Genomic DNA, 24572 nt, shown 5'->3' on the forward strand with positions numbered 1-24572 from the left:
CCGGCTCGGGACGATGACGCCGGCCTTTGCGGAGCGCCCTGCGTGTCGGGGCCCCCAGGTTCTCTTGGGCGTCGGCGGGGTGGAGCTGGTCGCTCCGCACGCGCGGCACGCACGCCATCGGCGCGCCTGTCCGTCCGGGTCGGAGTGACCGATTCCCGAACGATCTTCTCGACCGCCGTGGCGGCATGTGCGCGTTCAAAGCGGCGAAGTCAAGGCTGATGTTGCATCGCACCGCTCGTCCTGCGCCGGTACCTTAGAGCGTTTTCGAGCGAAGTGGACGCCGGTTCGCGTGAAGAAAACGCGTAAATCAAACAGATAGAGCATTTCGGCGATTCGAAGAAGCGCGGAAATGCACTAGGAAAACGCAACCGCGAGCGGCGCCGCTCACGGCGATCCTGTCGGCCCGCACTCTACGGCGACGAGCGCCGGCGCCCATGCGGCCGCGATCGTGCCGGCGGTGAGCCCGTCCGCGGTGGCCTCCGCAGCCGCGGGCGCTACGCCTGCGGCGGTGAGAAAGGCTGCGATGGTGGCCGCCGGCACCACCGCATAACTCGTCTGCGGCACCACGCCGGCGATGCGCCGCGGCGCAGCCGCGGCCGCGACGATACCGACGAGTTGCCCCCTGCGGTCGACGACCGGGCTGCCGCCGGCCTGGGCCTGCAGGGGGGCGATGATGCGGAGCGCCGGCTGCTCGGTGGCGACGGTCGCGCTGGCGACGCCGAGCGTCGGCACCGAAGGGCCCCCGCTCGCCGCCGCCGGCGCTTCGGCGAAGCCTGCAACGGCGAGACTGTCGCCGGCCGCCGGCTCGCGGCTGGCCGGTGCCACCGGCGCGGCCTTGGCCGCGCCCGCCTCCAGGAGGGCGAGGCCGCTCTCCGCGGAACTTCTGAGGATCTGCGCCCTGGCGCGCCCGATCAGCGGGGCAGGGCATTCGGCCGCAGCCGCGGCGGTGGTGAGCACGCGCCCGGGCGCGACGATGAGACCGGTGCCGACGAGGCGCGGGCCGGCAGGCGTCTGCGCCACCGGCGCCGGGGGCGCGGCGGGCGTGGGCGCCGTGCCCCCGCTCGGGCGGGCCGGGAAGGGGTCGAAGCTGTTGGTGATGGCAATGGTCAGCTTATCGAAGGCGGCACCCGCGTCGTCCGGATAAGTGAAGGTGAAGCCACGCAGACCGGCCTCTCCCTTGGCGATGCGGGTGAAGAAGCGGCGACCGGAGTCGGTCCCGGTGACGACGAGGAAATCCGGCCGCAGCACCTTGTAGCTGACGCGGCGCGTCGGCGGCCCGTCTACGCCCAGCTTGTCGAATAGCTCCGGCAGGGTCGCCGCGGGGTCTGCGACGAAGAGGGCGAGCGCCGTGCGATCGCGGCTGCTGGCATAGACGGTGCCGGATCTGGCCTGGGATGACTTGTCCAGGACCCGCGTCGGCAGGCCGATGCGGATGCCGCTCACCGGGTCGGTCACCAGCCTGAAGACGACGGCTTCGCGCGCCCGCGTTGCGGCGTGGGCCAAGTGGGCGCGCTCTTGGGGGGCGAGGATGCCGTCGGCGGTCAACTTCGCGCGGGTCTCGAAGGTCGTGATGGCGTCGTAGGTGCGCTTTCCGAACGAGCCGTCGGTGACGCCGTTGTAGGTGCCGGCCCACACCAGCGCATCCTGGATCGATTTGCGCTCGGTCTCGGGCAGCGCCTCGAAGGCCTTGCGAGACGCCTCCAGCTTCGGGTTCGGCCCCGTCGGGGCTGCCGCCGGGATCTGGGCCCCCGCCACGCCGCCGGCGAGAACCAGCATGGCGCAGGCCAGGGCGCCCCTGGCGACGGTGCGCCTGGGCCGGCCGGCACCGGCCTGTGCGGCGAGGGCGGTCATCATGCGATCACCGTCATGTGCGGGGCCCCCTCTACACGCCCATTCGGGGGCAATGGTAGGCGGGTTGCCGACGAACTTCCAGAAATCGTCGCGGCGAGGCGGGTTTGCGCGCGGCACGGCTGGCCTTAAACAGTCGCTATGCCGCCTCTTCTCACCGACGATGCAGCGGGTCCGGACGCGCTGGGCCCGATTCTGGCGCAGCTTCGGGCTGCGCCCTCGCGCACCTGGTCGATCATCATCACCGTCTATGGCGATGCCATCGTGCCGCGCGGCGGCAGCGTCTGGCTCGGCACGCTGCTCGCTTTCTTCAAGGCTCTCGGCGTGGGCGAGGGGGTGGTGCGGACGGCCATGTCGCGCCTGGCCTCCGACGGCTGGCTGGAGCGGCGGAAGGTTGGGCGCAACAGCTTCTATCGACTGGCCGACAAGGGACGGGCGACCTTCGCCGAGGCGACCCGCCATATCTATGGCGCGCGCCCGCGCCCGTTCGCCGGCCATTTCGATCTCGCTCTGCTCGGCAACGGCGCCGAACGGGCGGTCAGGGCGGCGCTCGAGGAGGCCGGCTTCGGAACGCCGGCGCCCGGCGTCTGGGTGGCCCTGGCCGGGCAGCCGCTGCCCGCGCCGGCAGACGCTGCGCTGCGGCTCGAGGTCCATGGGGAACTGGACACGTTGCGCCGGCTCGCCGCCCGCAGTTGGCCGCTGGCCGCGACGGCCGACGCCTACCGGCGGTTCGTCGCCACGTTCGCGCCCATGCGCGCAGCCCTCGGCCGCGACGCCGCGCTGACCGATGCCGATGCCCTGGTAGCGCGCGTGCTGCTCATCCACGAGTACCGCCGTGTGGTGCTGCGCGATCCCCTGCTGCCGGCCGACGTGTTGCCGGCCGATTGGCCCGGCGAGACGGCCCGCACATTGTGCGCCAGCCTCTATCGGGACCTCGTCGCTCCCTCCGAGCGCTGGCTCGACGCCCACGCCGTGGACGAGACGGGTGCGCCGCTGCCGGCCGCCGCCGCGGTGTTCCGGCGCTTCCAGGACGGCGCGTAGAAGGGGAAGGTCAGCGCCGCTCGTCGCTCTCTGTGCAGCGCAACATGTTACAGAATTTTGTTGTCATCCAGTTTTGTGTTACATATAATCATTCAAAATGTGGGAGGAGCCGATGTACACGCAGGCTCTCAATGCCGGTGCAGTCGGAGCGGGCCAACCGCCTGGCGAGGATGCGGCCTTGCTGGCGCGCTTCCAGGAGCGCGTCGACGCGGACCAACGCATCGAGCCCAACGATGCGATGCCGGAGGCTTACCGCCGCACGCTGATCCGGCAGATCTCGCAGCACGCTCATTCCGAGATCATCGGCATGCAGCCGGAGGGCAACTGGCTCACCCGTGCCCCGTCCTTGCGGCGCAAGGCGGCCCTCCTTGCCAAGGTGCAGGACGAGTGCGGGCACGGCCTCTACCTCTACGCTGCGGCAGAGACGCTCGGCATCGCGCGCGAGGAACTGGTCGACCAGCTGCTCACCGGAAAGGCCAAGTATTCGTCCATCTTCAATTACCCGACGCTGAGCTGGGCCGACATCGGTGCCATCGGCTGGCTGGTAGACGGGGCGGCGATCATGAACCAGATTCCGCTCTGCCGCTGCTCCTACGGGCCTTACGCGCGCGCCATGATCCGCGTGTGCAAGGAGGAATCGTTCCACCAGCGCCAGGGCTTCGAGATCATGCTGACGCTGGCGCGCGGCACGTCGGCGCAGAAGGCGATGGCCCAGGACGCGCTCGACCGCTGGTGGTGGCCATGCCTGATGATGTTCGGTCCGCCCGATGCCGCCAGCCAGCATTCCGACACCTCCACCCGCTGGAAGATCAAGCGCTTCTCCAATGACGAGCTGCGTCGGAAGTTCGTCGACGCGACGGTGCCGCAGGCCCATTTCCTCGGTCTGACGCTGCCGGATCCGGATCTGCGCTTCGATGCCGACAGCGGGCACTGGGAGTTCGGCGCCATCGACTGGGATGAGCTGCGCCGCGTCATCGCCGGCGACGGGCCGTGCAACGCCGACCGCATCGCGGCCCGCCGCTGCGCGCACGAGGACGGCGCCTGGGTGCGTGAGGCAGCCCTGGCCTTTGCCGCGAAGCGCCAGGCCAAGCAGGCGGCCTGAGGGGGAGGGTGCTGATGACCGAACCGAAGATTCCGCTGTGGGAGGTGTTCATCCGGTCGCGCAACGGCCTCGCCCACAAGCACGTCGGGTCGTTGCACGCGAGTGATGCCACGTTGGCCTTGCAGGCGGCGCGCGATCTCTACACCCGCCGCGGCGAGGGGCTGTCGATCTGGGTGGTGCCGTCGCACGCGATCACCGCCTCGGATCCGGCGGACAAGGGCATGATGTTCGAGCCTGCCGCCTCGAAGATCTACCGCCATCCGACCTTCTACGACGTGCCCGACGAGGTCGGACACATGTGAGCGGGCCGCGCGCCCCGGGAGGAGAACGCCATGGCTCCGGGCCCTATCCGTGTCGCCGAGACGCCGCTGGTGTCCTACCTGCTGCGACGGGCCGACGACGCGCTGGTCCTCGGCCACCGCCTGTCGGAATGGGCGGGGCGGGCGCCGACCATGGAAGAAGACATGGCGCTCGCCAACATGGGCCTCGATCTCCTGGGCCAGGCGCGGATGCTCTATGCCCACGCCGGCGAGGTGGAGGGCCGCGGCCGCGACGAGGACGCCTTCGCCTATTGGCGCGACGAGCGCGGCTATCGCAACCTGCTGCTGGTCGAGCAGCCGAACGGCGATTTCGCCGTCACCATCGTGCGCCAGTTCCTCTACGCTGCGTATGCCGAGCCCTATTGGCGCGCCATGATGGCCTCGGGCGACGCGACCCTGGCCGCGGTCGGCGCCAAGGCCGAGAAGGAGATGGCCTACCACGTGCGCCATTGCGCCGAGTGGGTGGTGCGCCTCGGCGACGGCACTGCCGAGAGCCGGGCGCGGGCGGCAGCGGCGCTCACCGAACTCTGGCCCTTCACCGGCGAGCTGTTCGAGGTGGATGGGACCGACCGGACGCTCATCGCCGCCGGCATCGCCGTCGATCCGCAGACGCTCCGCGAGCCGTGGCAACGCACGGTCATCCAGGTCCTCGCCGAGGCGACCCTCGAGGCGCCGCCGGCGGGCTTCATGCGCCGCGGCGGGCGTAGCGGGCGGCACAGCGAGCATCTCGGCCATCTGCTGGCCGAGATGCAGCACCTGCAGCGCTCCAACCCGGGAGCGGCCTGGTGACGGTCCGTCGATCCCCGCCGCCGACCCCGGCCGCCGCCTCGTCCGCTCGGCTGACGGCGGCCCGGCGCGCGGCGGCGACCGTCGTCGATCCGGAGATCCCGGTATTGACCATTGCCGACCTCGGCGTGCTGCGCGACGTGCGGCTCGGCGACGAGCGGGTCGAGGTCGACATCACGCCGACCTATTCGGGGTGTCCGGCCATGAACATGATTGCGCTGGAGCTCGAGGTTGCGCTGGCGCGTGCGGGCTTTGCCGCCGTCAAGGTCAACACCATCCTGGCGCCGGCCTGGACGACGGATTGGATGAGCGAGGAGGGGCGGCGCAAGCTGCGGGACTACGGTATTGCGCCGCCGCGCCGGGGTGCCGGCCGCCGCGCCCTGTTCGGCGTGGAGGAGGTTGCCTGCCCGCGCTGCGGGTCCGAGGACACGGCCGAGATTGCCGCTTTCGGCTCGACCTCGTGCAAGTCGCTCTGGCGCTGCCGGGCCTGCCGCGAGCCGTTCGACGCCTTCAAATGCCACTGACCGGCGCATCGACAGGTGAGGCCATGACCCCCCAGTTCGTCACCGCAGCGCCGGACCAGCCCCCGCCTCCCCCGCACCTGCCGGCCAGCGCCGCCCCGCGCTTCCACCGCCTCCTCGTCGCCGACGTGCGGCGGGAGACGGCCGACGCCGTCTCCATCGCCTTCGACGTGCCGCCGCCTCTCGCGGATGCCTTCCGCTTTGTTCCCGGCCAGTATCTCACGCTGCGCACCACCCTCGACGGCGAGGAGGTGAGGCGGTCCTATTCCATCTGCTCGGGCCCGGGGGACGGCGAATTGCGCATCGCCGTGAAGCGCGTCGACAGTGGCCTGTTCTCGGCGTGGGCGAACGGGGAGCTCACCACGGGCGACGCGATCGAAGTGATGAGCCCGGCCGGCCGCTTCGGGCTCGCCGCCCTTCCGGGCGACGGCCGCATCCACATCGCCTTCGCGGCAGGCTCCGGCATCACGCCGGTGCTGTCGATCCTGCGTGGCGTTCTCGCCTGCGAGCCGACGAGCCGCTTCTTCCTGTTCTACGGCAACCGCTCCACCGCCGACGTGCTGTTTCGCCGTGAGCTGGAGGAGCTCAAGGATCGCTTTCTCGGCCGCCTGTCGGTGTTCCACGTCCTGAGCCAGGAGGAGCAGGACCTGCCGATCCTCAGCGGCCGGCTCGATGCGGACAAGGCGCGTCGCCTGCTGACGGCGCTGGTGCCTGCCGCGGCCGTCGACCACGCCTTCCTCTGCGGCCCCGAGACGATGATCGACGATCTGACCACGGCGCTGACCGATCTCGGCATGTCGCCCGAGGCCATTCACGTGGAGCGCTTCGTCTCTGCCTACGGGGGGCAGGCGCGGGCGCACGCGCCGCTGCGGCCGGACGCGCCGGCGAAGTGGCACGCCGACCTGATCATCGACGGCAAGCGCCGCAGCGTGCCGGTCGCGGACGGCGAGACGATCCTCGACGCGGCCCTGCGCGCCGGCCTCGATATGCCTTTCGCCTGCAAGGGAGGCATGTGCTCGACCTGCCGCGCCAGGCTCGCCGAGGGGGAGATCGAGATGGACGTCAATTATTCGCTGGAACCGTGGGAGCTGGCGGCCAATTTCGTGCTGACCTGCCAGTCGCGGCCGCGCAGCGCACGGGTGCTCGTCGACTTCGACCAGATGTGAGCGCCGGCCGGCCCTTTTTGCCCCGAGGAGATGCCCGATGCGATCGCGCTGCTTGCGCCCGGAATTGAACGGTCGGCCGCGAGGACTGCGGCATGGCGCGTGACGCCATGACTGATGCGCCCGAGCCGCAAGCGACTCTCGCGCATACGGCCCAGCGCAGCGCCCGCGAGATGTGGGCGAGCGACCGGGCGAGCCACGCCCTCGGCATGACGCTGGAGCGCATCGGGCCTGGCGAGGCGGTGATGGCGATGCCCGTGCGCGAGGACATGACCAACGGCCACGGCATCTGCCACGGCGGCTTCATCTTCACGCTGGCGGATTCGGCGTTCGCTTTCGCCTGCAACTCCCATGGCCAGCGCACCGTCGCGCAGCATTGCGCGGTCACCTTCATCCGGCCGGTCATGGGCGGCGAATTGCTGCGCGCACACGCGGTCGAGCGGTCGCGCCAAGGGCGCGGCGGCATCTACGACGTCACGGTGCGCGATGGCGGCGGCGAGACCGTCGCCGAGTTCCGCGGCCATTCTCGCACCATTGCCGGCCGCTTGGCCGGGGAGGGCTGACGCCAAGCCAAAGCAGAAGAACAACAAGACAAACGGGAGGATGAGATGTTGGACATTCCTCTGCGCAAGCTCGAGGAGCTGGCGCCGCGCCCCGTGGACCTCGATCCGTTCGAGATCTCGTCCGTGGACCGCCTCAGGGCCCACCAGCTCGAGCGGCTGCTGTGGACGTTGCGGCACGCCTACGACAACGTCCCGCACTACCGCGCCGCCTTCGATGCCGCCGGGGTCCACCCCGACGACCTCAGGTCGCTGGATGATCTCAAGCGGTTTCCGTTCACCAGCAAGGCGGACCTGCGCGACAACTATCCCTTCGGCATGTTCGCCGTGCCGCGCTCGCAGGTGCTGCGCATCCACGCCTCGTCCGGCACCACCGGCAAGCCCACCGTCGTCGGCTACACCCGCGCCGATATCGATGCCTGGAGCGACGTCGTGGCGCGCTCCATCCGGGCGGCCGGCGGCCGGCCGGGCATGATCGTGCACGTGGCCTACGGCTACGGGCTGTTCACGGGCGGGCTCGGCGCCCACTACGGGGCCGAACGGCTCGGTTGCACGGTCGTGCCGGTCTCCGGCGGCATGACAGAACGGCAGGTGCAGCTGATCAACGACTTCAAGCCGGACATCATCATGGTGACGCCGTCCTACATGCTCGCGATCCTCGACGAATTCCGCCGACAGGGGCTCGATCCGCGCCGGTCCTCGCTCCGCGTCGGCATCTTCGGGGCCGAGCCGTGGACCAACGCCATGCGCGAGGAAATCGAGGAGGCGTTCGATCTTCATGCCGTCGACATCTATGGGCTGTCGGAGGTCATGGGCCCGGGCGTCGCCAGCGAGTGCGTGGAGACGAAGGACGGCTTGCACGTGTGGGAGGATCACTTCTACCCCGAGGTGATCGATCCGATCAGCGGCGACGTGTTGCCCGACGGCGAGCTGGGCGAGCTGGTATTCACGTCGCTGGCCAAGGAAGCGATGCCGGTGGTGCGCTATCGCACGCGGGACCTGACGCGGCTGCTGCCGGGCACGGCGCGCCGGCTGCGCCGCCTGGAGAAGGTCACCGGCCGCTCCGACGACATGATCATCGTCCGCGGCGTCAACGTCTTCCCGACCCAGATCGAGGAAAAGCTCCTGGGCATACCGGAGCTGTCGATGCACTATCAGATCGTGCTGACGCGCACCGGGCGGTTGGACGAGATGGAGGTGCACGTCGAAGCCAGGCCCGAGGCCATCGAGCTCGCGGCGCGCGAGGCGGCGGCCCGTCGGCTGGAACGCATGGTGAAGGACACGATCGGCGTCTCGGCGAGCGTGCGCGTGCTCGATCCCGAGAGCATCGAGCGCTCGTTGGGCAAAGCCAAGCGGATCGTCGACCGCCGGCCGAAAGAATGATGCGGCGGCGGTCGATAGTGGTGCATAGAACACATAATTTACAAGGAGGAAGCAATGATCCAGGTAACGGTGATGTACCCGGCCGACGATAAGACCAAGTTCGATCTCGATTATTACATGAAGACACATATTCCGTTGCTCAAGGAGCGTTGGACCGAATTCGGGCTCAGCAACGTGCAGGTGCTGCGCGGCGCCGGCAAGCCCGACGGCAGCCCGCTGGACTATCGGGTGATTGCGCTGCTGACCTTCGGCTCACTTGACGATTTCAAGAATGCCGGCAAGGCTCACGGCCGCGAGATCTTTGCGGATATTCCAAAGTTCACCGACGGCCAGGCCGTTGTCCAGATCAACGACGTCGTCGGCTAGTGGCGCATGGCGAATCTGGCGGCGGCGAGACCGCCTCAGCCGTCGTGGCCGGGCTTGACCCGGCCATGACGTCGCTCATGTGAAGGCAACGCTCATGATCCCGCAGCAACATTCCGCCTCGGCCGCAGTTCGGGCGGGTTCGGGCGATGGTGCCGCGTCGGCGGCCTTTTCCCTGCAGGACCTGCCTGCGTCGTTCTACGATGATCCCTATCCGACCTATCGCGCCTTGCAGGAGAACGACCCGGTCCACCGCATGCCGGACGGAACGCTGTTCCTCACCCGCTACCGGGACCTGGAGGCGATCTACAAGGATACGGTCCGGTTCAGCTCCGACAAGAAGGTCGAGTTCGCCCCGAAATACGGGGTGGGCTCGCGGCTGTTCGAACACCATACCACCTCGCTGGTCTTCAACGACCCGCCGCTGCACACCCGCGTGCGCCATCTGATCGCCGGCGCGCTGAGCCCGCGGGCCATCGCCGAGATGGAGCCGGGCCTGACCGAGCTGGTCGACCGGCTGCTCGATCGCATCCAGTCGCGCGGCGAGGTCGACCTTATCGAGGATTTCGCGGCGGCCATCCCCGTGGAGGTGATCGGCAATCTTCTGAACATCCCTCATGAGGAGCGAGGCCCCCTGCGCGGCTGGTCGCTGGCCATCCTGGGCGCGCTGGAGCCGGTGCTGAGCGACGAGGTGCAGCAGGGCGGGGAGCGCGCCGTGGCAGATTTTCTGGATTATCTGCGCCGCCTGGTGGCCGACCGCCGCCGCCGTCCCGGCGATCCGGAGCACGACGTGCTGACACGCCTCATCGCCGGCGAGAGCGATGGCGGCCACCGCTTGAGCGAGGTCGAGCTGCTGCAGAACTGCATTTTCATCCTGAACGCGGGCCACGAGACGACGACCAACCTGATCGGCAACGGGCTGGAGCTGCTGCTGCGCTATCCGGGCGAACGGCAGCGCCTGATCGACGACCCAGCCCTGATCCGCACCGCCATCGAGGAATTCCTGCGTTTCGAGAGCTCCAACCAGCTCGGCAACCGGCGCGTGGTCGAGGCAGCCGAGATCGGCGGCACCGCCGTCGCGGAAGGCACGCTGGTGACGCTCTGCATCGGCGCCGCCAATCGCGACCCGGAGCAGTTCGCCGCGGCAGATCGGCTGGATGTCGGGCGCACGCCGAACCGCCACCTCGCCTTCGCCTCGGGGCCACACGTCTGCGCCGGGCTGAACCTGGCCCGGCTCGAGGGGCGGGTGGCGATCGGACGGTTTCTGGCGCGCTTCCCCGCCTTCACCGCCGCGGCGCCGGGGCGGCGGGCGCGGAGGGCACGGTTTCGCGGCTTCGTCGCGCTGCCCGCGCGGCTGGCGTGATCGACATCAATGGGGCGAAGGGCGAGGGGATGTTGATGGGGGCTTTCGACAAGGCGGCCGGCGACGAGTTGCTGGCGACGGTGTTTGCCGGCTGGGTGCAGGATCTGGCATTGACGGTCGAAGAGCTTCGATCGGATGGTGCCGTGCTGCGCCTGCCGTTTTCCGACAAGCTGTGCCGCGACAACGGCGTCGTCTGTGGCCAGGCGCTGATGAGCTTCGCCGACACGGCCATGGTCCTGGCGATCTCGGCCGCCGCGGGCGGCTACCTGCCGATGACCACGGTCGACCAGACCATCCACTTCCTGCGGCCGGCTGCCCGGGTCGACCTCCTCGCCGCTGCGCAGGTCGTCCGCCTGGGCCGCACCATGGCGTTCGGCAGCGTGTCCATCACGGCTGCCGACGGGGACCGGAAACCGGTGGCACTGGCACAGACGGCTTACGCGCTGATGCGGGACGGTAAGTAGCGTGCAGCGCAGATCTGCGCCAGCTCGCGGTGGCGAAAGAATAAACCGTTGAGGTTCAAATAGTTGGGGGATCTATCTCGGCGATGGATGAGGCCCCCGTTGCACAGAGAGCAGCTCCTTATTGACGCCCGGTTCGGTACCGGGTGCGGCGCCGCGACGCTGCCATGATCGCGCTCGATCCATGACAATCGCTATAACGTGTTATAGGTTGCCCCCAACCGTCCGCCACGAAACAGGGCGGAGCAGCCGGGAGGAACACGAATATGCGCGCACACGCTCTTGCCGTTGCCGTCGCCCTGACGATCGGCGCGGCCGGCCCTGCCGCGGCCGCCGAAAAGAAATACGACCAGGGCGCCAGCGATACGGAGATCAAGCTGGGCCAGACCATGCCCTACAGCGGCCCGGCCTCCTATGTCGGCATGGTCGGCCGCACGCAACTGGCCTATTTCCGCATGATCAACGAGAAGGGCGGCATCAACGGGCGCAAGGTGGAGTTGATCTCCCTCGACGACGCCTACAATCCGGCCAAGACCGTGGAGGCGACGCGCCGGTTGGTCGAGGGTGACGGCATTCTCGCCACCATGTCCTCCAACGGCACCGTGACCCAGGCGGCAGTCCAGAAATACCTCAACAGCAAGGGCATCCCGCAACTGCTGATCGGCTCGGGCTCATCGCGCTGGAACGAACCCAAGACCTTCCCGTGGTCGACCGGCGCGCTTTCGCTTTATTTGACCGAGGGGCGGATTTTCGGCCGTTGGCTCTTGGCCAACAAGCCCGACGCCAAGCTCGGCATCCTGTCCCAGAACGACGACCTCGGCCGCGACTTTCTGCGCGGTATCAAAGAAGGTCTCGGCGACAAGGCTGCCACGATGATCGTCGCCGAGCAGACCTACGATCTGACCGAGCCGACCGTCGACTCCCAGATCGTCACGCTGTCGAAGTCGGGGGCAAACGTCTTCTTCAACATCACCACGGGCAAGTTCGTCACCCAGTCCGTCCGCAAGGTGAAGGAGCTCAACTGGCCGGTGCTGCACTACCTGATGAGCGCCTCGGCGACCTATTCGCTGCTGGCGGCGGCCGGGCTCGAAAACGCCAAGGGCCTGATGACCGTCCAGACGGTGAAGCGCCTCGCCAGCCCGGAATGGAACAACGACCCGGAGGTCAAGACCTACGAGGCATTCCGCGCCAAGTATGCCGCCGACATCCCGGCGCAAGAGGAAGTGGGCTTTTATGCCTATTCCAGCGCGGTGATCATGCATCGCATCCTCGAGGCCTGCGGCGATGACCTGACGCGCGCCAACATTCTCAAGCACGCCACCAACCTCAAAGGCCAGACGAGCCCGATTTTGCTGCCGGGCATCACCCTCAATACGTCCCCGAGCGACTACGAGCCCGTCACGGTGTTCTACATGGGTGTGTTCAACGGCACCGGTTGGGAGATCTCGAAGGATCCCATTCGCTAGGAAGTAGGTGGGCGGAGGACGCCCGCCCGTCACGGGCGGGCGTCCTCATCCGCCTCACACGCGCGCGTGTGGCCGGTCCAGGTCGCTTCGCGTATGATCCGCCGAAGGTCCCGGACGCTTCGCGTCGTCCGATTGCCGGCGGGAGGATTCGATGCGCGGCCTGCGTCTCACATGTCTCAACGGCCCGGCTGTTCGAGCCGTTGCGGCCGCCGCGGCCCTGGCCTTTGCCTGCCTCCTCGGCCAGCAGGCGCGCGCGGAGAAGAGCTTCGTCCGCGAAGAGCTGGCCAGCGGCGCCGTGCGCCTCGAGACGACTCTCAGGAGCGAGAGCGGACGCACCGCGCAAGCCGCGCTCGCCGCCGGCCGCGATGCGGATCTGCTAAAGCGCGAGTCCGCCGCGCAGCTCGGACGCGATCCCCGCGTCGCCCTAACGCGGGCGTCTGAAGCCATCGCGCTGGCCGGCAAGGATCCCGGCGCCTGGATTGCCTACAGCAAGGCCGCGCTCCAGGTGCAGCGCGAGGGCGTCCGCGACCGCTATCTGCTGCGCGAACGGGCCACCATCGCCGCCTATGCCGCCTATCAGGCCGCGACGACCAAGGCGGACGAGGCCGCGGCGCTCGCCCAACTGGGCGCCGCCTTCGAGACCCGCGAGATCTGGCGCCCGTCGCTCGATGCCTACGCGGCGTCGCTGGCTCTGGCCGACAACGGCCGGTTGCGCACCACCTACGAGGAGCTGCGCTCCAAATACGGTTTCCGCATCACCGACTATAAAGTCGATTCCGACTCGGCGAGCCCCCGCGTCTGCTTCGAGTTCTCCGACCCCCTGGCGCGCAAGACCGATTTTGCGCCTTACGTGGCTCTCTCGGGCGCTGCCAACGCCGCCGTCTCCGGCGAGGACCGGCAGTTGTGCGTCGACGGGCTCAAGCACGGCGAGCGCTACGCCATCGTGCTGCGCCAGGGCTTGCCGTCGTCCGTCGGCGAGAGCCTGCTCAAGAGCGCCGACTACGAGATCTACGTCCGAGACCGCTCGCCCCAGGTGCGCTTCACAGGCCGCAACTACGTGCTGCCGCGAGCCGGGCAGGAGGGCATCCCGGTCATCACCGTCAACACCCCGAAGGTGAAACTGGACATCGCCCGCATCGGCGACCGCAGCCTGCTGCCGACCGTGCGCTCCGAGGATTTCCTCGCCCAGCTCAGCCAGCAGGGCATCGACGCCATCCTGACCGAGAAGGGCTTCAAGGTCTGGAGCGGCACCCTCGATGCGAAGTCCGAGCTGAACAAGGACGTCGTCACCGCCTTCCCGATCGTGGAGGCGGTCAACGGCAAGCTCGATCCGGGCGTCTACGTGATGACGGCGCTGCCGGCGAACGCCGACGGCACGGCCGACGGCGGCGACGACTACAGCCAGCGCGCCACCCAGTGGTTCGTCGTTTCCGACATCGGTCTCACGGCCATGAGCGGCAAGGAGGGCGTCGACGTCCTCGCGCGGTCGCTGGCGAGCGCCGAACCGCTGGCGGGCATCGAGATCAAGCTGGTGGCTCGTAACAACGAGGTGCTGGCCACCAGGGCGACCGACACGGCCGGCCGGGTGCGCTTCGATCCCGGGCTGGCGCGCGGCGAGGGAGGTCTGGCGCCCGGCCTCGTCGTCGCCAGCGGGCCCGAAAGCGACTACGGCTTCCTCGACCTGCAGCAGAACGCCTTCGACCTCACCGATCGGGGCGTCAGCGGCCGGGCGGCGCCGGCGGCGCTGGATGCCTTCCTGTTCGCCGAGCGGGGCGTCTACCGGTCGGGAGAGACCGTCCATCTCACCAGCCTGCTGCGCGACGGCAAGGGCATAGCGGTGCCCCGGGTGCCGCTGACGCTCGTGGTCAGGCGTCCGGACGGGGTCGAGTACCGGCGCTCCCAGGTCGAAGACCAGGGGCTCGGCGGCCGGGCACTCTCCATACCGTTGCTGTCGGGCTCACAGTCGGGCACCTGGCGCGTGCTGGCCTACACCGATCCCAAGGGCAAGCCGGTCGGCGAGACCAGTTTCCTGGTCGACGACTACGTGCCGGAGCGCCTGGAGGTGAAGCTGACGCCCAAAACGGCGGTGCTGCGCCCGGGCGAGCCCGCGACCATCGCGGTGGAGGCGCGCTACCTGTTCGGCGCCGCCGGGTCGGACCTGGCGGTGAGCGGCGAGGTGGCGGTCTCCGAGGCGGACGGGACGGCGGTGCCCGGCCTCGACGGCTACGAGGTCGGCGTTGCCGACGAGGACTACGAGGACGGCAGTTCCGAGATCGAGGCCGGCGTCAAGACCGATGCCAAGGGGCACGCCTCCATCGACGTGCCGATGGAGGAACTGCCGCAGGACAGGCCCTTCCAGGCGACCCTCACGCTGCGCGTCGGCGAGGAGGGAGGCCGTGCCGTGGCGCGCTCGGTGACGCTGCCGATCCTGCCGCGCGATCCGGTCATCGGCGTCAAGAAACTGTTCTCGCAACTGGCCGAGGGCAGCGCCGCAAGCTTCGACGTCGTGGTGGCGGATCCGGACGGCCGGCGCCTGGCCAAGCCCCTGCAATGGAGCCTCTACCGAATAGACCGCCGCTACCAATGGTACAGCAGCGACGGCCGCTGGACCTCCGAACCGACCGAGCAGCGCCGGCGCGTCGCCGACGGCACCGTCGACGCGCCAGCCGATGCGCCGGCCCGCATCAGCAGCCCGGTGGAGTGGGGCTCCTACCGCCTCGATGTGGCCATGGCGGGTCAGCAACCGGCGCTGACCAGCGTCTCGTTCACGGTCGGCTACTCCGGCGAGGTGGCGGCCGATGCCCCCGACGTGCTCGACGTGAAGCTCGACAAGGCCGCTTACCGGGCGGGGGACGACCTCACCCTGCACATCAACTCGCGCTTTTCAGGCAGCGCCACTGTCGCCATCGTGGGTGATCGTGTCTACCAGGAGCGTACCGTAGCGCTTGCGGCCGGAGGCACGACGGTGAGCCTGCCGGTCGAAGCCGGCTGGGGCGCGGGCGCTTATGCCATGGCCTTTGCCTACCGACCGCTCGACAGGGCCGCCAACCGCATGCCGGGCCGGGCCATGGGGCTGTCGTGGTTCTCGATCGACCGGGAAGCGCACGAGCTCAAGGTGGCGCTCGATGCGCCGGCCACCATGCGCCCGCGCGGCAAGCTCGCCATCCCCGTCAGCGTCACGGGCCTGGCTCCGGGGGAGGTGGCCTTCATCACCGTCGCCGCCGTTGACGTGGGCATCCTCAACCTGACCCGCTACGAGGCGCCGCAACCGCAGCAGTTCTATTTCGGGCAGCGCCAGCTCGCGACCGACGTGCGAGACCTCTACGGCTTCCTCATCGATGGCATGCAGGGCGCCCGCGGCGCCATCCGCTCCGGCGGCGATTCCGGCATGAGCCTGTCGGGCGATGCGCCGACCCAGCCGCCGCTGGCCCGCTACTCCGGCGTCGTCAAGGTCGGGCCTGACGGCAAGGCCACCGTCTCGTTCGACATCCCCGACTTCAACGGCAGCGTCCGCATCATGGCCACGGCCTGGGCCGGTGGGAAAGTGGGCAGCGGCACGCAGGACGTGACGGTGCGCGATCCGGTGGTGCTGACGCCGACGGCGCCGCGCTTCATGGCTATCGGCGATCGCTCACGCCTTTTCGTGCAGGTCGACAATGTGGAGGGCCCGGCGGGCGACTACACATTCGACCTGGACATGCGCGGTCCGATCGTCGTGCCGGCGGACGCCGCGCACAAGCAGATCAGGCTCGCCGCCGGCGGCCGGGCCGCGATCGCCATTCCGCTGACGGCGGCCGGCACCGGTACGGCGAGCTTCGAGGCGCGTCTTAGCGGCAACGGAGTCGACTCCCGTCAGACGGTTCAGTTCAGGGTACATCCCGGCACGCCCGCGCTGGTGCGCCGTACCGTGCGGCCGCTGCCGGCCGGCGCCAGCGTTGCCCTGTCGAGCGACCTATTCGCCGATATGATCCCCGGTTCCGGCCGCCTGTCGGTGACGGTCGCCTCAAACGCGGCCTTCGACGTCCCGGCGCTGCTTCAGGCGCTCGACCGCTATCCCTACGGCTGCACCGAGCAGACGGTCAGCCGCGCTCTGCCGTTGCTCTATGTCAATCAGTTGGCCCAGGCCCAGCAACTCGCCATCGATCCGGACGTCACCCCCCGCATCACGGATGCGATTGCCCGCGTGCTGTCGCGGCAGGACGGCAACGGCTCGTTCGGCCTGTGGTCGGTGGGCGGTGACGACATCTGGCTCGATGCCTTCGTGGGCGATTTCCTGACGCGGGCGCGCGAGCGGGGGTTCGCCGTGCCGCAGCGGTCGCTCGACCTGGCGCTGGAGCGGCTGCGCAACACCGTGGCCAACGCGGGCGACTTCACGGCCAGCCAGTCCGAAGGGCTGGCCTATGCGGTCTACGTGCTGGCGCGAAACCGCCGTCCGGTGATGGGGGACCTGCGTTATTTCGCCGACACCAAGCTCGGCGATTTCGCGACGCCCCTGGCGCGCGCCCAGATCGGCGCAGCGCTGGCGCTGCTCGGCGATCGCGGCCGGGCGCAGACGGCGTTCGGGGCGGCGGCCGACGCCCTGGCTGCGGCGCGCGACGGGGGCGTCTCACGGCCCGACTACGGCTCGCGCCTGCGGGACGGCGCCGCCCTGATTGCTCTGGGCGCCGAGGCCGGCGTCGCGCGTGATACCATCCAGAAGGCAAGTTTCGTCGTCGAGCAGGCGCGCGCGGCCGTGCAACACACGAGCACCCAGGAGAATGCCTGGATGGTGCTCGCGGCCGAGGCCGCGGGCCGCGATGCCAACGCCCTGTCGGTCGCCGTCGACGGGCAGGCGAACTCCGGGCCGCTGTTCCGCAGCTTCGGTGAGAGCGACCTCGCCAAGCCGGTGACGATCGCCAACGCGGGCCAGGAGCCGGCGCAACTGGTGATGTCGGTCGGCGGCAACCCGGCGACGCCGGAGGGCCCGGCCGCCCAGGGCTATACGGTGGAGCGCAGCTACTATCGGCTCGACGGCAGCAAGGTCGATCCGACCAAGGTGCAGCAGAACGACCGGCTTGTGGTGGCGCTGAAGATCACCGAGGCGACGGCCGCCTATGCCCGCTTGCTCGTCGTCGATCACCTGCCGGCGGGCTTCGAGATCGACAATCCGAACCTGGTCGACGGCAGCTCGATGGAGGCCTTCGCCTGGCTCAAGCAGGACGGGGTTGCGCCGGTCGCCACCGAATACCGGGACGATCGCTTCGTCGCGGCCTACAACCGCGACAAGGGGCAGCCGGCGTTCATCAACGTGGCCTACATCGTGCGCGTGGTCTCGCCCGGACGGTTCATGCATCCGCCGGCGACTGCCGAGGACATGTACCGGCCCGACCGCTATGGGCGGACCGGCTTCGGCGTCGTCGAGGTGGCGAAGGCGCCATGACCGGGGTCGAGCCGCGCGCACCGACGCCCGGCGCGCGGCCGCGACGGCCTTGGCGGTGGCTTGTCCTTGGCGGCGCCGGCCTCCTCGTGGTCGGCGCGATCGCCGCGGCGCTGACGTTCGCCCGCTTCGTCGAGGCGATGGGGCCGCTCGACCTCGTCGCGCTGGAACAGCGCTCCACGGTGGTGCTCGACCGCGATGGGCGCCTGCTGCGGCCGTTCACCACCGCCGCTGGGCGCTGGCGCCTGCCGGTCACGGCGGCGGAGGTCGACCCGCGTTATCTCGCCATGCTCGAGGCCTTCGAGGACGGCCGATTCCGCGCTCATCCCGGCGTCGATCCCTTGGCGCTGCTCCGCGCCGCGGGTCAATGGCTGAGCCATGGCCACGTCGTGTCCGGAGCGTCGACGCTGACGATGCAGGTGGCGCGCCTGCTCGAGCCGCGTGAGGACCGCACGCTGGGGGCCAAGCTGCGCCAGATGGTGCGCGCCGTCGAGCTCGAGCGGCGGCTTTCGAAGACCGAAATCCTCTCCGCCTATCTCACGCTGGCGCCCTACGGCGGCAACATCGAGGGGGTGCGAGCGGCGAGCTTCGTCTATTTCGGCAAGGAGCCGCGGCGGCTCTCGGTGGCCGAGGCGGCGCTGCTGGTGGCGCTGCCGCAGTCGCCCGAGACGCGCCGGCCCGACCGCGGTCCCCGTCTGGCCCGCGCTGCGCGCGACCGGGTGCTGGCGCGGGCGGTCCGTGCCGGCGTACTCGGCGAGGCGGAAGCTGCGGCGGCGCGGCTCGAGCCGGTGCCGCGGGCGCGCCGGCCGCTGCCCATGCTGGCGCCGCACCTGAGCGAGCAGGCCCTTGCCGCCGACCCCACGAGCCGGGTGATCCGCCTGACGCTCGACGGCCGGCTGCAGGCGAGCCTTGAGGCGCTGCTCTCTGAGCGGGTCGCCGCCGCCGGCCCGCTGCTGTCGGGCGCGATCGTCGTCATCGACAACGCGACCGGCGAGGTTCGGGCTCACGTCGGATCGCCCGATTACTTCGCCGCAGAGCGAGCTGGCGCGGTCGACGCTGCGCGCGCCCTGCGCTCGCCGGGGTCGGCCTTGAAGCCGTTCATCTATGCGCTCGCCTTCGAGAACGGCATCGCCCATCCGGAAACCATGATGGACGATCGGCCTTCGCGCTACGGCGGCTACGTGCCCGAGAACTTCGACATGGCGTTCCAAGGCACGGTGACGGCGCGCAAGGCATTGCAGCAGTCGCTCAACCTGCCGGCGGTGGAATTGCTGTCGGAACTCGGGCCGCCCCGGCTGCTGGCGCGCCTGCGGGGCAGCGGCGCGGCCGTCGCCGTGCCCAAGGACAGCGCGCCGGGACTGGCCATCGGGCTGGGCGGGGTTGGCATTCGCTTGGTCGACCTGGCCCGCCTCTACGTGGCGTTTACCCGTGGCGGGTCGGTGCCGCCTCTGCGCTGGCGCGCCGACCGGGTGGCCGAGCCGGGGACCGAGAGGCGCCTATGCGATCCGGTGTCCGCCTGGTACGTCGCCGACATCCTGCGCGGTGCGCCGCCGCCGCTCAACGCCGCACCCGGACGCATCGCCTACAAGACCGGCACGTCCTACGGCTACCGCGACGCCTGGGCGGCCGGCTTCGACCGTCGCCATACCATCGCCGTCTGGGTTGGCCGGCCGGACAATGGCGCCGTTCCCGGCCTGGTGGGCCGTCTGGTCGCCGCGCCGGTCCTGTTCGACGCGTTCTCCCGCATCGGCAGCGATCCGGAGCCGATCCCCGCGCCGAAGGGCGCGCTCATTGCCACCAACGCCAATCTGCCGCCGCCGCTGCGCAGCCTGCGCAAGGACGAGTCGAAGTCCGCCGGCGCGTCGCTGGTGGGGCCGCTGCGCATCGCCTTCCCGCCCGACGGGGCGCGCGTGGATCTCGGGGCATCGCGTCCGGGGCGTGACGTGGCGGCGCTGGCGCTCAAGGCGACGGGTGGTCTTCCGCCGCTGATCTGGCTCGTCAACGGCGTTCCGGTGGGTGGGCCGCAGCCGCGGCGTCGATCGGAATGGATGCCGGACGGCGCTGGGTTCGCACGCGTCTCGGTCATGGATGCCCGCGGGCTCACCGACAGCGTCTCGGTGCGGATCGATTGAGCCGGCCGCAACGGTCGGCCGCAGCCGCCTGTCAGCAGTCTCGGTAAGCGCAATCGTCCGCATCAAGCGGAGGCTGAAGCATAATGTCACTCGCCTAAAATAATGGTTCGCCGTATCTCCCATAAACGGCCGATGGCCACCACAAGCTATGCGGAACAATTGCGCGAACTCGTGGATTATTTCTGCAAGCGTGACCCTGCGCTTACGATTTTGCATTCGACGGAGCATGAACATGCGTAAACATCTGATTCTGGCAACGGCGATGCTGACGCTAGCGGGCGCTCCTGCGTTCGCTCAGACGACGATGACGCCGGCTCCCTCCGAGCCCAAGCCGGCTGAGCCGAGCACGGCCCCTGCGGCGCCGGGCCCGAAGGCCGGCGTCGGTCATATGTCGGAGCAGGGGGCCAGCCAATGGATGGCATCCAAGGTCATCGGCGCGTCGGTGGTCGGCCCGGACGGCAAGACCGTCGGCGACATCAACGATATCGTGCTCGAGCAGAGCGGCTCCGCGCAAGCGGCGGTGATCGGGGTCGGCGGCTTCCTGGGCGTCGGCGAGAAGCGGGTCGCCGTGCCGTTTTCGCAGCTCCAGGTGGCGCGCGACGGCAATGGTGAGATCGACAAGATCACCCTCGGCATGACGAAGGACGAGCTGAACAACGCGCCGACCTTCCAGACCATGGCGGAGAAGAACGCCGCGACCCGGTCGGCAGCCAAGCCCGACTCCTCCGGCATGACGACGGGCTCGACGCGCCCGGCGCAATAAGTCGGCCGCTTCGATTGGTGTCCGATCGAAGGAATATCCGATCGGCGTGAAGGGGCCCGCTCCGGCGGGCCTCTTTTATTGTGGGCTTGCGTGATTGCTAGCTCTGGGCGGCGGCGCGCACCACGCAGAGCAGCAGCCGTTCGCGCCGCGGCGAAAATGGCTTGGCCTTCATGCGCTTTCGCAGCCGCATCAGGCGGCCGGCTTCGAACGCGTCGATGACGCTGGCGTGGATATAGCTCTTGCGCGCCACTGCCGGCGTGTTGGACAGCCCATCGGCCACCTGTCGCACCGCCTCAAGGATCTGCGATTTCCGGCGCCGCTCGCTTGGTGCCGGAGCCATCTCGGACAGCGCCTCGACCGCCTCGGAGGACGCGATCAGGGTGCGGAAATCCTTGAGCGAGATGACGCGGCCCGCGGCCTGGCGCAGATAGGTGTTCACGTCGCCGGGGTCTAGCGGGCGCACTTGCTCCCTATCGTCGAGATATTGGAATATGCGCTCGCCTGGCAGCTGCATCAGGCCGCGCAGTGAGGCCGCCAGCACATCGTCCTCGAAGCTGCGCTCCGTCGCCTTGCCGCCCTTGCCGCTGAAGCTGAGGCTGATGCGCTGCCCGCGCAGCCGGATGTTCGACTTGCATAGGGTCGTGGCGCCTCGGCTACCGCTGAGGCGTTCATAGCTCTGGTTGCCGGCACGTATGGCGGTTCGCTCGACCAGTCGCACGATGCTCGCCAAGGCTCGCTCGCGGCTTGGCCTGATGTCAGCGATATCACGCAGTATTTGCCGGCGGATCGCCGGCAAGGCCTCGACCAAATGCACGAGGCGGCGGGCCTTCAGGGCTTCGCGAACGTCGGTCCAATCCGCATGGTAACGGTATTGTAGGCGTCCCGCCGCATCGGTGCCGATGGCCTGGATATGGGCGCGCGGATCTGCGGCATAGAATACGTTGGTGTAGGCCGGCGGCACGGCGAGCTTGTCGAGGCGCCGGCGGGCCGAGCGGTCCTTAAGTGACGCATCGCCCAGATGGCGCCCGGACTTCAGCACGTAGACGAAGCGATCGCCGTCGCGGAGCCGCTCGATGGTCAGATCTCCGGGCGTGACGAGTTTTAGGCCGGCCGCGGCAGCGAGCCGGGCAATGAGATTCTTGCGCGCTCGGGCGGAGGCGCTGTCGCGGCTCGGGGCTGGGGGAACGCCGCGACGCCGAGACGTCGCCTCTGTGGTGCCAGCAAATGCACTGTCGGACATGCCGTGACCTCGATGCTGCGCCGGGGAACGTAACGATGCCGGGGCAGAGGACAACGCGGCGACCCGCCTTCGGTTCGGTCATCCTCGGAGGCTGGTTTTCGGGCTTCGGAACGGGCAGTGTGCCCGTGGTGACGAACCAAAGCGAAAGCCGTGATCCCCGCTCGCCACCGAATGCCAGGATGTCACACGCGCCCGGCCGGCGTCAGGCGCCCGCCAACGCCTCCGACAGGTGAGGCTCCCGTTCGATCAGCACCTGGCGCAGGGCTTCGCCGACCGGCACTGTCTTGTGGGTGCGCTGGTCGGTATAGACCCAGACGATCTCTCCCGTCGTGTAGAGGTCGTCGGTGCCCTTGCCGAAGATGGCGAGATCGAAGCTAAGGCTGGAGCGGCCGATGCGGCCCGTGCGCACGGCGACGTCGATCTCCTGGTCGAACACGACGGGCGCCTTGTACTCCACGAGCGACTTGACGGTATGAAAGTCGATGCCAGTCTCCCGCGCTTCACCGGTGATGTCGTGGTCGAGTTCACGAAAGTATTCAGTGATGGCGGTGTCGAAGAATGTCAGATAGTGGGCGTTGAAGACGACCATCTGGCCGTCGATTTCCGAATAGCGGATTCGGAATGGATGCCAGAACGTGAAATCGGAACGCTTCATAAGTCCTCCCGCCGCCGGCCTGACGCCGCGCCGTCTGCTTGAACCACAATTGTGCGTCGATTCACGTCGGAATCAAGTCGGTAGGTTGAGACGCCAGATGCGTCTCGGACAGCCGCGCGGCCAGGTTGCGCAAAGCCGAAAGGGCTGCGAAGAGGCAGCTGAGCCGCGTCACGTCGATCTGCGGCGCAGAGGGTGCCGGTGCTCAGCTTCTCCTCCTTCGGTCGTGGTGCGCGCGACGCAGCCATCCGTTTTCCGGTTCCCATCCTCATCGCCGCCGCCTTTGCCGCCGCCGCCGTTGCGCGCGAGGCGGGCTGGTCGGGCGGCGTCGGGGCGCCATGGAGTAAGCTGTTCGCCGCCCGATTTCCGAGCGACTACCAGGCGGCGTTCTTGGCCACTGTTGCATCGACCCTTTGGGCAGAGGGGCGCGGCTGGCCTGCGGCGGGCCGCATCGCCGTCTCGGTGGTGGCGGCCGCCGCCACTTTCGCTCTGCTCTGGTTTTCCGAGGCGACGCAGCCTTCGCGCGTCCTGGTCTTCGTGGGCTTCGGCCTTGCGGTCGTGGTCGCCCCGTTCGGTGTCCGGCGCGCCGACGGGTCCGCGGTGTGGGCCTTCGGTGCGGGCGCCGCGAGCGGCGCCGTTGTCGCGCTGCTCGGCTTTCTGGTCCTCGTCTCCGGCGCTTTCGCCATCGAGCAGGCGATCCGCGTCCTGCTGCTGGACGGCGTGTTGCGCTTCGGCTCGACGACCACGCGCTTCGGCATACCGGTCTTCCTCGCGCTGGCGCAGATGGGCTGGCTGCGGACGCTGCCGCGCCACGATGCGCAGCCCGCTCCGTCGCTGCCCCTCACCGCACCGGTGGTCATCGCCAAATGGGTGCTGGTGCCCGTGCTTGCAGTGTATGCGCTGGTGCTGCTCGCCTACGCCGGCCGGCTGGCCGTGGCAGGCTCACTTCCCAAAGGGCAGATCGGAACCATCGTGCCCTGGTTTGGTGCCATCGGCACCGTCGTTTTCCTGGGCTTGCAGCGGGAGCGCGATCGTGGCCAACGGGTAGCCGATTGGTTTTGCCGGCTCTGGTTTCCATCACTGGTGATCCCGGTCGGCTTGCTGGTGATCGCGCTGGGGCACCGCATCGAGCCGCTCGGACTCACCGAGCGGCGTGGTATCCTGTTGGTTTTCACCGTTTGGCTCGTCGTGCTGGTCGCGCTGTTCGCACCGCGCCTCGGCCGCGGCGATATCCGTCTGATCCCCGGCGTGCTGCTCGTCTTGTCCGTGGTGTTCGCGGCGGGCCCCTTCGGCCTCGTTGCGCTGGGCAACAGGGATCAGGCGGCGCGGCTGACGGCCGTGCTGGAGCGCGAGGGGATGATCGAGGGCGGCCGTATTCGGCAGGCTGGCGACGGCATGCTCGGGGCCAAGGTCAGGGTCGAGGCGATGTCCATCATCCGCTACCTGGGCCGCCATCATGGCCTGACCTATCTGGCACCCTTGTTTGCGGGGCGCGGCGACGATCCGTTCAGGCAGGGCAAGGAGGTTGCCGCCGCCGACGTGGAGCGCCGCATAACCGGCTTTCCCAACGATGCGGGACGGGCCGACGCGGCGGCCGATCCCACCCTGGTGTTCTCGATCAAGCAGGAGCCGGCGGTGCTGCATGCGGGCGCGGTGCGCGTTCTCGGGCCGTTCCGCATCGGTTTCGGCAGCCAGGACGTCGCCCGAAGCATCGGTGGGATCACGGCCAGCACCGACGGCAAGACGGTGACGGTCACGGCAGGTGACGGCCGCAGCGCTCGTTTCGAGCTCATCCCCGCGATCCAGAAGCGTGCGGGCGAGTCCGCCGGCCGGCAAACCGTCATCGAGCAGCCGGTCGAACTCGACGCGCCGTTCGGCTCCGAGCGTCTGAGGATCCTGCTGCAGGGCGGCGTGCTGACCGTGCGGCGGAGCGAAAGCACCTACAGCGGTGGCAGCTTCTACGTCGTGATCGAGCCCGCGGTGTAGGCGCCC

At 69.1% G+C, this 24572-nt stretch carries 19 protein-coding genes; 16 read left to right on the forward strand and 3 right to left on the reverse strand.

Annotated features, from left to right (window positions below):
• Window positions 1–384 precede the first annotated feature (384 nt).
• A complete protein-coding gene (locus IEW34_RS05985) occupies window positions 385–1854 on the reverse strand; it encodes a peptidoglycan-binding domain-containing protein (RefSeq protein ID WP_210324459.1) in 1470 nt (489 codons plus the stop codon).
• 135 nt (window positions 1855–1989) lie between these two features.
• Between IEW34_RS05985 and paaX the strand changes: the two genes are divergently transcribed.
• The 15 genes from paaX (at window position 1990) to IEW34_RS06060 (ending at window position 20688) form a co-directional block, all read left to right on the forward strand.
• Window positions 1990–2889, forward strand: a complete 900-nt coding sequence (paaX, locus tag IEW34_RS05990) for a phenylacetic acid degradation operon negative regulatory protein PaaX (RefSeq protein WP_188608245.1) — start codon at window positions 1990–1992, stop codon at window positions 2887–2889.
• A gap of 112 nt (window positions 2890–3001) precedes the next feature.
• Window positions 3002–3991 carry a 1,2-phenylacetyl-CoA epoxidase subunit PaaA gene (paaA, locus tag IEW34_RS05995; RefSeq protein ID WP_188608246.1) on the forward strand — a complete coding sequence of 330 codons (990 nt, stop codon included), beginning with the start codon at window positions 3002–3004 and terminating at the stop codon, window positions 3989–3991.
• A 14-nt stretch (window positions 3992–4005) separates the two neighbouring features.
• A complete protein-coding gene (paaB, locus tag IEW34_RS06000) occupies window positions 4006–4293 on the forward strand; it encodes a 1,2-phenylacetyl-CoA epoxidase subunit PaaB (RefSeq protein ID WP_188608247.1) in 288 nt (95 codons plus the stop codon).
• Between the two features lie 30 nt (window positions 4294–4323).
• Complete coding sequence (gene paaC, locus IEW34_RS06005) at window positions 4324–5100, forward strand: 1,2-phenylacetyl-CoA epoxidase subunit PaaC (RefSeq protein ID WP_188608248.1); 777 nt, start codon at window positions 4324–4326, stop codon at window positions 5098–5100.
• A 50-nt stretch (window positions 5101–5150) separates the two neighbouring features.
• The gene (gene paaD / locus IEW34_RS06010; RefSeq protein WP_188608650.1) at window positions 5151–5621 is read left to right on the forward strand and encodes a 1,2-phenylacetyl-CoA epoxidase subunit PaaD; all 471 of its coding nucleotides are present in this window, start codon (window positions 5151–5153) and stop codon (window positions 5619–5621) included.
• Between the two features lie 23 nt (window positions 5622–5644).
• Window positions 5645–6784: a 1,2-phenylacetyl-CoA epoxidase subunit PaaE gene (gene paaE / locus IEW34_RS06015; protein ID WP_188608249.1), complete on the forward strand. Its 1140-nt coding sequence runs from the start codon at window positions 5645–5647 to the stop codon at window positions 6782–6784.
• Window positions 6785–6876: 92 nt separating this feature from the next.
• The gene (paaI, locus tag IEW34_RS06020) at window positions 6877–7344 is read left to right on the forward strand and encodes a hydroxyphenylacetyl-CoA thioesterase PaaI (RefSeq protein WP_373288187.1); all 468 of its coding nucleotides are present in this window, start codon (window positions 6877–6879) and stop codon (window positions 7342–7344) included.
• Window positions 7345–7389: 45 nt separating this feature from the next.
• Window positions 7390–8724, forward strand: a complete 1335-nt coding sequence (gene paaK / locus IEW34_RS06025; RefSeq protein ID WP_188608250.1) for a phenylacetate--CoA ligase PaaK — start codon at window positions 7390–7392, stop codon at window positions 8722–8724.
• Between the two features lie 54 nt (window positions 8725–8778).
• On the forward strand, window positions 8779–9090 hold the full coding sequence (locus IEW34_RS06030) for an EthD family reductase (RefSeq protein WP_188608251.1): 312 nt from the start codon (window positions 8779–8781) through the stop codon (window positions 9088–9090).
• A 94-nt stretch (window positions 9091–9184) separates the two neighbouring features.
• On the forward strand, window positions 9185–10450 hold the full coding sequence (locus IEW34_RS06035; protein WP_188608252.1) for a cytochrome P450: 1266 nt from the start codon (window positions 9185–9187) through the stop codon (window positions 10448–10450).
• A gap of 35 nt (window positions 10451–10485) precedes the next feature.
• Window positions 10486–10914, forward strand: coding sequence for a PaaI family thioesterase (locus tag IEW34_RS06040; protein WP_188608652.1), 429 nt, complete (start codon window positions 10486–10488; stop codon window positions 10912–10914).
• Between the two features lie 263 nt (window positions 10915–11177).
• Window positions 11178–12377: an ABC transporter substrate-binding protein gene (locus IEW34_RS06045; protein ID WP_188608253.1), complete on the forward strand. Its 1200-nt coding sequence runs from the start codon at window positions 11178–11180 to the stop codon at window positions 12375–12377.
• Between the two features lie 151 nt (window positions 12378–12528).
• On the forward strand, window positions 12529–17796 hold the full coding sequence (locus IEW34_RS06050; protein ID WP_188608254.1) for an alpha-2-macroglobulin family protein: 5268 nt from the start codon (window positions 12529–12531) through the stop codon (window positions 17794–17796).
• Window positions 17793–19925 (forward strand): penicillin-binding protein 1C, encoded by a 2133-nt coding sequence (gene pbpC, locus IEW34_RS06055; protein WP_188608255.1) that lies wholly within the window; start codon window positions 17793–17795, stop codon window positions 19923–19925. Before IEW34_RS06050 ends, pbpC begins: the two co-directional genes overlap by 4 nt.
• A gap of 232 nt (window positions 19926–20157) precedes the next feature.
• On the forward strand, window positions 20158–20688 hold the full coding sequence (locus IEW34_RS06060; RefSeq protein WP_188608256.1) for a PRC-barrel domain-containing protein: 531 nt from the start codon (window positions 20158–20160) through the stop codon (window positions 20686–20688).
• 97 nt (window positions 20689–20785) lie between these two features.
• On the opposite strand, the gene IEW34_RS06065 is transcribed toward IEW34_RS06060, so the two are convergent.
• Window positions 20786–21928, reverse strand: coding sequence for a DNA topoisomerase IB (locus IEW34_RS06065; protein ID WP_188608257.1), 1143 nt, complete (start codon window positions 21926–21928; stop codon window positions 20786–20788).
• Window positions 21929–22130: 202 nt separating this feature from the next.
• Window positions 22131–22583 carry an acyl-CoA thioesterase gene (locus IEW34_RS06070; RefSeq protein WP_188608258.1) on the reverse strand — a complete coding sequence of 151 codons (453 nt, stop codon included), beginning with the start codon at window positions 22581–22583 and terminating at the stop codon, window positions 22131–22133.
• 192 nt (window positions 22584–22775) lie between these two features.
• Between IEW34_RS06070 and IEW34_RS06075 the strand changes: the two genes are divergently transcribed.
• Window positions 22776–24566 carry a DUF4153 domain-containing protein gene (locus IEW34_RS06075; RefSeq protein WP_210324460.1) on the forward strand — a complete coding sequence of 597 codons (1791 nt, stop codon included), beginning with the start codon at window positions 22776–22778 and terminating at the stop codon, window positions 24564–24566.
• Window positions 24567–24572: the final 6 nt, after the last annotated feature.

The organism is Chelatococcus reniformis (assembly GCF_014640075.1).
In the GTDB taxonomy this organism is placed as follows: domain Bacteria; phylum Pseudomonadota; class Alphaproteobacteria; order Rhizobiales; family Beijerinckiaceae; genus Camelimonas; species Camelimonas reniformis.